The following is a 12466-nucleotide window of genomic DNA, read 5'->3' on the forward strand; positions in this document are numbered from 1 at the left end:
TCTGACTTAATTAAAGCCTTGATTATTAAGTATCATATTAAAAAGAAGTTTTTTAATGGCTCTGTTATAAGTTGTCTTTCACCCTCTTGTGCAACTATAGAAAAGGTTTATTGAAGAGAAAAGAGAATTGGTTTTATGAAGAAAAATGAACAGGAGGCTATACGAATGGGAAGAAAAGAAATGTTGCAAAATGGAGTCCAACAAGTTTTTTACGAAGAAGAATGGTACCCACCAATATCAGAAGCGTTAAAGAATCTTACGGTTGAACAAGCATGTTGGCAACCAGAAGGTGCTGCCAGTAATACGATTTGGGAAAATGTGAACCATTTATTAATCTTTAAAGAACGCCTACTTTCCCGCTTACATGAAGACGACACATTTGTTGCTCCACAAAATAATGATGAGACATTTATCCAAGGTGGACCTAATGATGATGCCGCTTGGCAGCAAACCGTAAAGCGAACGCTTCAAGTACATGATGCCTTACAATCTTCATTAACCGCCCTTCAAGAAGCAGAACTAGATCAACTAAGTCCTTCTCTACCAGTTTGGCAACAATATATGAATATCCTTTTGCATGATGCTTATCATACAGGACAAATTATACAGCTTCGGAAACTTCAAGGTTCATGGCCAACTCACCGTTCTTATTTATAAAGTGAAATTTTAATCAGCTCTTACCAATCGGGATTTTGCGGGCAGCCCATCCCCACCTCACTTCTTTGCTTTCCTTGAATTTTGAGGTAAAAATCTTACTGCCCGTTAATCCGGAATAAACGATGTTTAAAATCGCATACGTTTAATATCCAACAAAACAATTGAAAACAGCTAATTGTTCGATAATTACTACGATTGCTCAAAATAAAGCAAATTAAAATACATTGATTCCTAACATAACTTACATGCTTCATAACTTCTAATCATAATCCAAATTTGGAAGAATAGATGCTTTTTTATATACAAATAATAACTCTCAAGGAGTTGTTGACATGTATTTCATATTGAATATGTTAGGGATTTTCGTTGTCATATTAATCATTTTCTTATGTTCGCCTAATAAAAAACATATAAAATGGAGACCAATTGTAATTCTCATCCTATTGGAGCTTTTTATTACGTGGTTTATGTTAGGCACAAAGCTCGGCAGTATTATCATTAATAAAATTGCGTCATTTTTCAGTTGGCTACTAGCATGTGCGAATGAAGGTATTCGATTTGCATTTCCTTCAGCTATGGAAAGTCAGCACATTGATTTCTTCTTTAGTGCGTTACTTCCTATCATTTTTGTTATTACTTTTTTCGATATTCTTTCTTATTTCGGAATCTTAACTTGGATTATTGATAAAGTAGGTGCAGTTATTTCAAAGATTTCTCGTTTACCAAAGTTAGAAAGTTTCTTTTCGATTCAAATGATGTTTTTAGGAAACACCGAAGCACTTGCGGTTGTTCGGGATCAATTATCTGTTTTAAAAGAAAATCGATTATTAACTTTTGGAATTATGAGTATGAGTAGCGTTAGCGGATCCATTCTTGGTGCTTATTTATCAATGGTTCCAGCAACATATATTTTCAGCGCAATCCCATTAAACTGTATTAACGCATTAATTTTAGCCAATGTATTAAATCCTGTGGAAGTTTCGAAAGAAGAAGACGTTGTTTACACACCTTCAAAACATGAAAAAAAGGATTTCTTTTCTACTATTTCAAACAGTATGTTAGTTGGGATGAATATGGTTATCGTTATTTTAGCTATGGTAATTGGTTATGTAGCTTTAACAGCATGTTTAAATGGGATTTTAGGATTTTTTGTAACGGGGTTAACAATTCAAAAAATCTTCTCCATTATCTTTAGTCCTTTTGCATTTTTACTCGGTTTATCAGGCAGTGATGCTATGTATGTAGCTGAATTAATGGGGATCAAAATAACGACGAATGAATTTGTTGCAATGATGGATTTAAAATCAAACTTAAAGTCGCTACAACCGCATACGGTTGCGGTTGCAACGACATTTCTAGCTTCTTTTGCTAACTTTAGTACAGTAGGTATGATTTACGGAACTTACAATTCATTATTTGGCGGAGAAAAATCATCAGTCATCGGTAAAAATGTTTGGAAGCTTCTTGTTAGCGGGATGGCTGTTTCTTTATTAAGTGCTATGCTCGTTGGGCTATTTGTATGGTAAATAATTTTTATAATAAAAGACACCCAAGCCAATTGAGTGTCTTTTATTATTATTTTCGAATTTGCCCATTTCCACGAATCACATATTTTGTAGAAGTTAATGCTGGAAGCCCCATTGGTCCTCTTACGTGTAACTTTTGTGTACTTATACCAATTTCCGCTCCGAATCCAAATTCGGATCCATCTGTAAAACGAGTCGATGCATTATGATAAAGTACCGCGGCATCTACAGAAGTAAAAAACTTGCTGACATTTTCCTCGTTTTCAGTAATAATTGCTTCAGAATGCATAGATCCATACGTATTTATATGATGAATCGCTTCTTCAACAGTGGAAACCACTTTCACTGCTAGTGTGAGAGATAAAAACTCAGTTTCCCAGTCTTCTTCTGTCGCAAGTAAGATAGAAGGATCAATCTCCACTGCTTTATTATCACCACGTAGCTCCACTCCTCTTTCCTTCAAGGAAGAAAACAACTCGCTACCATATTGCTCTGCCCACTTCTCATGAAGTACAATCGTTTCAATTGCATTACATACAGATGGACGCTGCGTTTTTGCGTTTATAATAATATCAAATGCCATTTGTTTATCCGCTGTTTCATCAATGAAAATATGACAATTCCCCGCACCTGTTTCAAGTACTGGAACAGACGCTTCCCTCACTACTGTATCAATTAATTGTTTACCGCCTCTTGGTATAAGAACATCCAAGTACTCGTTCAATGTAAACAACTGTTTTGCACTATCTCTCGTTGTATCTTCTATGAGCTGTACACTTTCTGAAGGCAAGCTAGTCTGCTTAAGCGCCCGGTGAATAACGCTAACGATGGCTTTGTTAGAATGAATAGCAGAAGAACTACCACGTAGTATTACTGCGTTTCCTGTTTTTAAACAAATTGTAGCAGCATCAACAGTTACATTCGGTCTTGCCTCATAAATCATTCCGACAACCCCAAGTGGTACGCGCATCTCCTGAATAGATAGTCCATTTGGCCTTTCCCATGCACTTACACATTCTCCTACAGGATCACGTAATTCAATTAGCTGCTTAATCCCCTCTGTCATATCAATAATACGATTTTCAGTTAGCAGAAGACGATCAAGGAGTGAATCAGAAAATCCTTTTGCCTTACCTTCTTCAATATCCCTCTTGTTTTCTTCTAAAATATAAGCTGTTTCTAATATTAACTGATCAGCTATTGCGGAAAGTGCTTCGTTTTTTTGCTCTGTAGATTTAAGCACAAGCTCTCTAGCAACCTCTTTTGCTTTTATCCCCTTTGCCAACACTTCATTCATTTTTATTTCCTCCTTTTTAAAGTGAAACCCAATGATCCCTATGGATGACTTCATAACTATGTCTCTCGCCTCTTACTTGAATATCTTGGCTTTGCATACCTTTTACATCTCTTAGTTCCTCTGCACTATATGTGCATTGTCCTTTTCCTATTACGCGCCCTTGTTGCGTTACAACCTCTACAACTTCACCCACTTGGAAAAATCCTGATACATTCGTAACACCAGCTGGAAGTAAACTCTTACCATGCTGAATGATGGCAGTAGCTGCCCCAGCATCTACTTCAATTTGTCCGCTAACAAGCGAATGTAAGGCAATCCATTGCTTGTTCATCTTCATTTCTTTTTGAGGAGCATTACCAACATACGTTCCATCACCCTTACCCTTCAAAACATCTACAAGCTTTTCCTGTCCACGTCCTGTTCCGATAAATACACTCACACCAAGAGAGAGCGCTGTCTTTGCAGCATCGATTTTTGATTTCATACCGCCAGTCCCAAGTTTTGAGCCAGCATCTCCTGCAAGAGAAGAAATTTCTTCCGTAACTTCAGGAAGAAAATAATATTTTTTTGCATCCGCATTTTTCTGAGGATTTTTGTCATATAACCCGTTCACATCCGTAAAGATCATGAGCATATCCGCCGAAACAAGCCCGCTTACTAAAGCTGACAGCATATCATTATCACCGAACGTCAGCTCCTCTAAGGAGATGGAATCATTTTCATTAATAATTGGAAGAGCGGAGCGGTTTAATAATTCTCCTAACGTAGCGTAAGCATTACTATATTGTTCTTTTCTAGAAAAATCACTTCTCGTCAGCAAAAGTTGCGCAGTAACGATGCCATATTTACGGAATTCCTCGGTGTACGCCTGCATTAACAAACTTTGTCCAACAGCTGCTGCAGCCTGTTTCCCTTTAATCGTTACAGGTCTGCTAGGATATCCTAGCGCTGAAAAACCTGCAGCGACGGCTCCAGATGTAATTAACACAACCTCGTGCCCATCTTCTTTCAACCGAGCCAATGCGGCAACGTGATCTGAAAGCTGTTCTGTAGAGATGCCTCCGTGACTATCTGCCAAGGAACTACTCCCAATCTTTACAACAACTCGTTGTTTTTTCACTTTTTTATCCCCCAAGTCTAAAATCAAAGTTTTTTATAAATTACACTTCATTCACTTTGTAACTATATCTATTCTCATCAATGCTGCAATGAAGTATTTAAGAGCAAAATAAAAATGACCGCTTCGCCCTTAATAAAATAAAAAGGACGAAACGGTCATTGTTCCGCGGTACCACCTTAATTGATATACATAGATATCCACTTGGTGCCTATAACGCAGGCGAACGCCTAAACTTTCATTTAAGACTCAGGGATAGGTTCGATATATTCTATACGAGGAATCTTTCAGCCGGTGAATTCCACTCTCTTTCGCAAGAAGACATATGTACTAGTTCCCTTCAACGATTTTCAATCTAATTTTTTTATATTATGCGATATAGTTCGATTCGGTGTCAAGAGGTATTTTTAAAAATAAATAGAGCCGCAAGTTATTTGTATGAAATTATCTCCCTACTGAATGAAAATACAAAATGATATAAGTTTAACTCATATTCATAAACATAAAACCTTACATTATAGTGTATATATTTACATAATGTCGAATATAATTAATTTTTATCTTTTAGTGTTGCAAAAAGGAATATATTCTCTTAGAATGTTTCTTTATATTGCACAGGGATGTTATTCTTATTCTAAGAAAATAATATCAAACCGATATAATTGATTATAAAAGGAGCAAAATTGAGTTATTATGGATAAACAAATTGGATTCATCGGTTGCGGAAATATGGGAATGGCTATGATTGGCGGAATGATAAACAAAAATATAGTGTCTTCAAATCAAATTATTTGTTCAGATTTAAACACTGCTAATTTAAAAAATGCTAGTGAAAAATATGAACTAACTACAACTACCGACAACAATGAAGTAGCTAAAAATGCTGATATTTTAATTTTATCAATCAAACCAGACCTATACGCGTCAATAATTAATGAAATAAAAGAAGTAATCAAAAACGATGCTATCATCGTAACGATCGCTGCTGGGAAAAGTATTGAAAGTACTGAAAATGCCTTTAATAAAAAAGTAAAGGTTGTAAGAGTAATGCCTAATACTCCTGCTCTTGTTGGAGAGGGAATGTCTGCATTATGCCCTAATGAAATGGTGACAGAAAAAGATTTAGAAGATGTACTAAACATTTTCAATAGTTTTGGTCAAACAGAGATCGTAAGTGAAAAATTAATGGATGTTGTAACATCTGTAAGTGGTTCTTCACCAGCTTATGTATATATGATTATAGAAGCGATGGCAGATGCTGCTGTACTAGATGGTATGCCAAGAAATCAAGCATATAAATTCGCTGCTCAAGCTGTGTTAGGCTCTGCAAAAATGGTACTAGAAACAGGAATACATCCAGGTGAATTGAAAGATATGGTTTGTTCTCCTGGCGGAACGACAATAGAAGCTGTAGCAACATTAGAGGAAAAAGGACTGAGAACAGCGATTATTTCAGCTATGCAGCGTTGTACGCAAAAGTCTGTTGAACTATCTGGTCAAACTAAAAAGTAAAACTGTAAAAGAGATCGCGTTAGCTATGATTTCATATGAATTTAATTAGAAATTCACTACATGATAAACGGCCAAACTCATATATACTTGAGTTTGGCCGTTTCAGTTTTAATTATATTAAAATAATTTCATTCAAATCTTCTTTACAGGTTCTGTTTTATCCCTTACCTATTCCCTACTATGATTGTGTAATTTTATTAGAAACTAATAATTTTTCAATGCATTTCGGTAACATATCTAATAGCGTTTCAAATGCGTAGTTTACATCTAGACGTTCTGTCCATTGATGTGCATCTTTTCCTACCGGCCCCATATTTAATACTGGAACATCAAACTCTTCTAATTCCTGAAGCGGAATTGAATAACCTTTATCCCATAATGGCATATTGTCTACAAGCGAACTCATTGAATCCAGTGGATACTGCAAGCCTACATAACTTAAATCTGAAATCCCCCCAAAATAATTTTGGTTTTCAAATGTAATTTTATGATTGTAGTGTGCATACTTTTCCATTTCTACAACTACCTCTTTTATTAAAGGATTGTTGCGTGAACTCACAGCTGGATAGTACGGCGGAGCGAAGAAAAGTACAATCATCGGTGCCTTTTCTTTACATAAAATCGCTAATTTATCTACTAAATCAATGGTTACCGCACGATCATCTTTATCTCCTCTATTTTTTATAATATTAGATTGAATATGATTTATTTTTTCTCGTCCATGTTGCTCAATTGCATATGTGATAAGCTCTTCATAAGTTAATACATTTACTTTGAGATTAGGTGGTATAAATGGATTATATTTAGAAAAACGATATGCATGTTTTTCATACGACTCTTCTATTTTCTCTGCTACTTTCGTTACTTTTTGACGTAACAATGCAACTACATCTGTCATTGATTTTTCTAATAAAAACAAATTAAATAATGTAACTGCACGATGCGGAATTTGTACAGAATAATCCTCTTTTAAGTCCCTTTGAAGTAAGTTAGTTGGCGGGGGACTCGCTTCCCCTTCTACAATATCACAAAGGTCTGTGTTTAACTCTAATTCTGCTGTTATTAATGAAGCCATATAACTCCCATTTAACCCTGCAAAAGGTTCACCTACATGTGTCTCTTTTCCGTAGCAAAGAAAACCAGGTAACACTTTACCAATAGAGCCAGTGTAAATATACTTATTTTGGTCACCAGGATGTCTTGAAAACATAGGCTCTGAGTTTAAGACCGTTTTATAATCTAAGTTATGCTCTCTTGCTAAATCTAACAGTCTCGGAACAGCGGCCCTCATCCCTACAGAATTTACTTCTTCATCTGGTACAGCCAATAAAAGAACATTCCCATCAAATCTTTCTTCGCAAGCTTGCTCAATCATTGCCATTTGTAATGCGAGGCCGCATTTCATATCCATTGTTCCTCTACCAAACAGCCATTCTCCATGTTCTATATCTTCACGTACATGGTCTGGAAGTTCATCTTTATGAGAATAAAACATAGATGTTAACTTTTTAGGATTAAATGCATCTTCTTTCCACATTCCGTAATCTTGTACATCTACAACATCAAAGTGACTTACTAGAATTACAGTATTTTTTGTACTATCGCTTTTCTTTACTAGTGCTGTAACAAAATATCGTCCGTCCCCTGTCGGATTTTTTTGCAAATGGTGCGGTTTTTGTTTGAAATACTGTAAGTCAGATAATTGTTCCACAACAAAGTCTGGCAATATTACTTCAGCTTCTGAACCGGTAATACTAGGAATTTCAACAAGACTGCTTAATAATTGAACCAATTGTTCTTTTGATTGCCACTTTGACATATAAATCCCCCTATTTTCCGCATTATGAAAACTAATTCCATTATATGAATAAAAAATGACGACAGCTATCAAAATTATAGTTCTGATGTACTGCCGATTTTTATTGATATTTCATGAGCCGCTTGTTTTACCTTGCTAATAAGAAAAGATAGTCGATCATCATTAATACGATGACTAATTAACCCAACACTTAATGCTCCTACTACTTTATGATTAAATCCGATAATAGGTGCAGCTACTGAAGCTGTCCCTTCTGTTTTTTCACCATAACTGACAGCATATCCTTCATTTTTTATTTGCTTTATTTGATTAAGAAGAATTTGCTTTTGTTCTGGTAATGAAGGAAGTAAATACTCTACAATATGTTCCATTTCATTCGTTTTCATATTGGCAAGCATCGTTTTATTTGCAGCACCAATTGAAAGTGGAATTTGTTCTCCTAGATTATCGATAACTCGAATTTTTAAAGGACTATCAATTCTTTCAATGATAATAGAATGTGTTCCGTTTGGAATATTCAAATAGACACTTTCTTCCACTTCAGAAGCCAAACGTTTCATCACTTCTCTTGCAACAGATCTATAGTCTACCTTCTCCAATTGACGCAACCCTATTTCCATCCACATTGGTCCAATTTTGTACTGTTTTGTCTCTGTAATTTGTGTAACTAACCCATGCTCCATTAGAGAGTTAAGTAATCTGTGTACTGTACTAACCGGGAGATGTGTTCCATCAGCTATATCAGAAATAGCCCAATACTCTTTTTCATTTGTAGAATTCAATAATTTAATAATACTTATCGCTCGATCAATGGACTGTACCATAACTCGCCTCAACTTTACTCGTAATATGTTAGTACGCTTAATTAACTATCAATTTAGCAAACATTCGAAATGAAATCAATCTATTTATTTAATTTTCTAACAATAAAAACATATCACTAACAACGAATTGAAAACGCAAACAAAAAAATATTGACTTTTCTTTTTAATTATCTGAAAATTATAACAAGATTTCACATCACGGAATACATTCCATAATACGGAAAAACATCAAACATTATTCTATCAACTACGAAAGTGAGGAAAACAATGGCGCAAGTAAGCAATACAAACAATGAATTAAAACGTACGATGAAAAGTAGACACTTATTCATGATTGCACTCGGTGGTGTGATTGGAACCGGGTTATTTAACGGATCTGGCTTTATTATAAGTCAGGCTGGACCTGGTGGATCCGTACTTGCCTTTATTGCTGGTGGATTATTAATGTATTTCGTTATGCTATGTCTTGGTGAACTTGCTGTAGCCATGCCTGTTTCAGGTTCTTTTCAGGAATATGCTACTAAATTCATCAATCCTGCAACTGGCTTTACAATCGGATGGTTGTATTGGTTAAGCTGGGCGAATACGACCGGTCTTGAATTTACAACTGCCGGTATTACAATGCAGCGCTGGTTTCCTGATATTCCTGTTTGGGTTTGGTGTTTAATATTTGGCGTTACCATCTTCACTATTAACGCACTATCTGCTCGTAGTTATGCAGAAACAGAATTTTGGTTTTCAAGTATAAAAGTATCTGCCATTATAGCTTTTATAATTCTTGGTGGCGCCGCTATGTTCGGTTTTATTGATTTAAAAGGCGATGAACCAGCTCCACTTCTTTCAAATTTCGTAAATCATGGTGGTTTATTTCCGAATGGACTTGCAGCTATTCTATTAACAATGGTTACAGTCAATTATTCCTTCCAAGGTACAGAGCTTGTCGGAATCGCAGCAGGTGAAAGTGAAGATCCAGCAAAAACTTTACCTCGTTCTATTAGAAATATTATATGGCGCACAATGTTTTTCTTCGTCTTAGCAATCTTTGTTCTTGTTGCTTTAATTCCTTGGGAAGAAGCTGGATTAACAAAGAGTCCATTCGTTGCTGTTTTTGATAATATCGGTATTCCATATGCAGCTGATATTATGAACTTTGTTATTCTTACTGCTGTTCTTTCTGTCGCAAACTCAGGACTATACGCTGCTACTCGAATGCTTTGGTCTTTATCAAAAAACGAAATGGCTCCAGCATTTTTAAAGAAATTATCATCACGTGGGATTCCTCTCAACGCTTTAATCATGACAATAGCTATTTCTGCTTTTTCTCTTTTGACAAGTGTAGTAGCTGCTGAAACTGTTTACTTGTGGCTCATTTCAATTTCCGGAGTCATTACCATTATTGTTTGGATGTCAATTTGTGTTTCTCAATTCTTTTTCCGCAAACATTATTTAGCAGACGGCGGAAAATTAGAAGACTTAAAATTTAAAACGCCACTTTATCCACTCGTACCAATTCTTGGTTTTGGATTGTATGGCATTATATTAATCAGTCTTATTTTTATCCCAGAACAACGACTTGGAATCTATTGCACTGTCCCATTTATCATCTTTTGCTACACTTACTATCACTTTAAAGTTAAGAAAAGAAATTCTACTAACACTCATAGTGAAACTAAAATTAGCGAGACTTCGTAATATTTGACTATACATAAAAGACCACACATGGCGTTTCACTTCATGTGTGGTCTTTTTTCATTATTTTAATATGATTTCATCTGAATTTAATGAATATATCCCCTTTCCTACAAAAGTAGTAGAGTGTTCATTTAAACACTTACTACCTCAGTGGGATTTATCACATTCCAATTTCAATATAATAGTAAATAGGTATATCGGATATAGATGTACATTACTAGGCTTATACATATTTCAACTTTAGAATTATATTCACTATTCAATTGGTAGTTACCAATAAAGAAAGGAATGATCATAATAATACAGAACATATACGAAACTCATTTACATGTAAGAAATTTAGAGAAGGCAATAAATTTCTATCAAAACAAGCTAGGATTAACGTTAGCAAGAAAACTCTCCAAAAGAAGAGTGGCTTTCTTTTGGGTCGGAGAAAATAAACAACAAATGCTTGGACTATGGGAAGTAGATAACATTGAAGACTTTGAGCCGAGACATTTTGCTTTTGGTGTAAATTTAGAGTTTTTAATGACTTCTAAAGCGTGGTTAGAGGAACGTGGAATAGCAGTGATAGGAAGTCAAGGAAAAGGAAATCAAGAGCCAATTGTCCAAAGGTGGATGCCTGCTGCAAGTGTATACTTTCTAGATTGTGATGGAAACAAATTAGAATTCATTTCTATGTTACATGAGAATCCAGATGAATTAGAATATGCGTCCTATTTAAGTGTATGGAATGCGGAACACCAAGAAAAATGAATGGAATTTTCGTTCAAGTCTTTTCTTATTTTTGGATATAATGTTGTACGATCCCCCCTTTTACTATGAATTTGTTAACATAATGCATTTACTGTCATCTTATATTTGTACTTACGTACGAGCAATTCCTAATCTGCTTCAATTACAATTTGAATTATGTAAATTTTCCTCTTATCTGGCATCTACTCTTTAAACACAAACTCCCCTTAAATCGAAAATGATTAAGGGGAGTTTTATATACGATGCAATTATAGTTCAGATTTCACTCGAACAGAAACATTATTTTTAATTATATTTTTGACATCTTTAAAGCTAACAAAATTGTTACTTTTCTCATCCCAAAGACGGAAACGTAGTGATTGTAAGCTTGTAGCAAGCGTAATCGTTGGTACATTTTTTAACGGAATCGTATTATTGTGTGCCTCTTCTAGTTTATAGTTAGGTACCCTTGGGCTTAAATGGTGAACATGATGGAATCCAATATTACCAGTTAAGAATTGCAAAATTTTAGGAAGCTTATAAAAAGAACTTCCTTCCACTGCCGCTTTCACATATTCCCAATCTTTATCCTCTTCAAAATAAGAATCCTCAAATGTGTGCTGTACGTAAAACAGCCAAATCCCTACTGAACCTGCTATTAAGAATATAGTACCATGTACTAACAGAAACGATTGCCACCCAATTGCCCAGCAAAGTATAGCTACTACAGCAACAATTATAATATTCGTCAAATAAGTATTCATACGTTCTTTCTGCCTTGCACCTTTTCGGTTAAATCTATTTTTAAGCAAGAAAACATAAATCGGACCTAATCCAAACATAACGAATGGATTGCGATATAAGCGATATGCTAAACGAAGTCTAAATGGTGCAGCTACATATTCATCAACTGTAAGCGTCCAAATATCCCCTGTACCCCTCTTATCCAAATTACCACTTGTAGCGTGGTGAATAGAATGTTCATGCCCCCACTGATCAAATGGGAATAATGTTAAAACACCCATACACGTTCCAACTATTCTATTTGCACGTCGACTTTTAAAGAACGAATAATGGGTGCAATCATGAAAAATAATGAAAATTCTTGTCATAAATCCAGCGGCTAACAGTGCTGGAACTAATGTTAACCAATAAGAAACTGACAAACTTTTATAAGCAAGGTACCATAAAATAATAAATGGCACGATTGTGTTGTGGTATTATCCCCTATAGGTAGACAGTAAAAAAGAGTCCATCTGATATGATGGACTCAATACTGTTTTATCT

9 protein-coding genes, 1 pseudogene and 1 other annotated feature are annotated in these 12466 nt (G+C 35.2%); of the genes and pseudogenes, 5 read left to right on the plus strand and 5 right to left on the minus strand.

The window, feature by feature from the left end:
* Positions 1-165: 165 nt before the first annotated feature.
* Both MR168_RS21255 and MR168_RS21260 read left to right on the plus strand, forming a co-directional pair.
* Positions 166-657 carry a DinB family protein gene (locus MR168_RS21255; RefSeq protein ID WP_000532733.1) on the plus strand — a complete coding sequence of 164 codons (492 nt, stop codon included), beginning with the start codon at positions 166-168 and terminating at the stop codon, positions 655-657.
* Between the two features lie 332 nt (positions 658-989).
* Positions 990-2183 (plus strand): NupC/NupG family nucleoside CNT transporter, encoded by a 1194-nt coding sequence (locus tag MR168_RS21260; RefSeq protein WP_000273596.1) that lies wholly within the window; start codon positions 990-992, stop codon positions 2181-2183.
* 49 nt (positions 2184-2232) lie between these two features.
* Here MR168_RS21260 and MR168_RS21265 read toward each other — a convergent pair whose 3' ends face one another.
* Together MR168_RS21265 and proB are read right to left on the minus strand one after the other, a co-directional pair.
* Positions 2233-3480 (minus strand): glutamate-5-semialdehyde dehydrogenase, encoded by a 1248-nt coding sequence (locus tag MR168_RS21265; protein WP_086412226.1) that lies wholly within the window; start codon positions 3478-3480, stop codon positions 2233-2235.
* Positions 3481-3496: 16 nt separating this feature from the next.
* A complete protein-coding gene (gene proB, locus MR168_RS21270; RefSeq protein ID WP_048534748.1) occupies positions 3497-4600 on the minus strand; it encodes a glutamate 5-kinase in 1104 nt (367 codons plus the stop codon).
* 139 nt (positions 4601-4739) lie between these two features.
* Positions 4740-4950 (minus strand) — a binding site (T-box leader).
* Positions 4951-5290: 340 nt separating this feature from the next.
* Here proB and proC point away from each other — a divergent pair.
* Positions 5291-6109: a pyrroline-5-carboxylate reductase gene (proC, locus tag MR168_RS21275; RefSeq protein ID WP_086412225.1), complete on the plus strand. Its 819-nt coding sequence runs from the start codon at positions 5291-5293 to the stop codon at positions 6107-6109.
* A gap of 178 nt (positions 6110-6287) precedes the next feature.
* Here proC and MR168_RS21280 read toward each other — a convergent pair whose 3' ends face one another.
* On the minus strand, positions 6288-7928 hold the full coding sequence (locus MR168_RS21280; protein ID WP_000049568.1) for a M20/M25/M40 family metallo-hydrolase: 1641 nt from the start codon (positions 7926-7928) through the stop codon (positions 6288-6290).
* Positions 7929-8002: 74 nt separating this feature from the next.
* Complete coding sequence (locus tag MR168_RS21285) at positions 8003-8752, minus strand: IclR family transcriptional regulator (RefSeq protein ID WP_000250758.1); 750 nt, start codon at positions 8750-8752, stop codon at positions 8003-8005.
* Positions 8753-9019: 267 nt separating this feature from the next.
* Between MR168_RS21285 and MR168_RS21290 the strand changes: the two genes are divergently transcribed.
* Both MR168_RS21290 and MR168_RS21295 read left to right on the plus strand, forming a co-directional pair.
* Positions 9020-10444, plus strand: a complete 1425-nt coding sequence (locus MR168_RS21290) for an amino acid permease (protein WP_000079991.1) — start codon at positions 9020-9022, stop codon at positions 10442-10444.
* Positions 10445-10741: 297 nt separating this feature from the next.
* Positions 10742-11200: a VOC family protein gene (locus tag MR168_RS21295; RefSeq protein WP_061113205.1), complete on the plus strand. Its 459-nt coding sequence runs from the start codon at positions 10742-10744 to the stop codon at positions 11198-11200.
* Positions 11201-11448: 248 nt separating this feature from the next.
* Here the strand turns inward: MR168_RS21295 and desA are convergent.
* Positions 11449-12393: pseudogene (gene desA / locus MR168_RS21300) on the minus strand (Delta(5) desaturase DesA); the annotation flags it as partial.
* Positions 12394-12466 lie beyond the last annotated feature (73 nt).

Source organism: Bacillus cereus group sp. BfR-BA-01356 (genome assembly GCF_022663635.1).
GTDB lineage: Bacteria > Bacillota > Bacilli > Bacillales > Bacillaceae_G > Bacillus_A > Bacillus_A cereus.

Bases quoted from the DNA above. Each gene is read 5' to 3' on its own strand.
- MR168_RS21255 (WP_000532733.1), top strand. From the start codon at position 166: ATGGGAAGAAAAGAAATGTTGCAAAATGGAGTCCAACAAGTTTTTTAC.
- MR168_RS21260 (WP_000273596.1), top strand. From the start codon at position 990: ATGTATTTCATATTGAATATGTTAGGGATTTTCGTTGTCATATTAATC.
- MR168_RS21265 (WP_086412226.1), bottom strand. From the start codon at position 3,480: ATGAATGAAGTGTTGGCAAAGGGGATAAAAGCAAAAGAGGTTGCTAGA.
- proC (WP_086412225.1), top strand. From the start codon at position 5,291: ATGGATAAACAAATTGGATTCATCGGTTGCGGAAATATGGGAATGGCT.
- MR168_RS21280 (WP_000049568.1), bottom strand. From the start codon at position 7,928: ATGTCAAAGTGGCAATCAAAAGAACAATTGGTTCAATTATTAAGCAGT.
- MR168_RS21285 (WP_000250758.1), bottom strand. From the start codon at position 8,752: ATGGTACAGTCCATTGATCGAGCGATAAGTATTATTAAATTATTGAAT.
- MR168_RS21290 (WP_000079991.1), top strand. From the start codon at position 9,020: ATGGCGCAAGTAAGCAATACAAACAATGAATTAAAACGTACGATGAAA.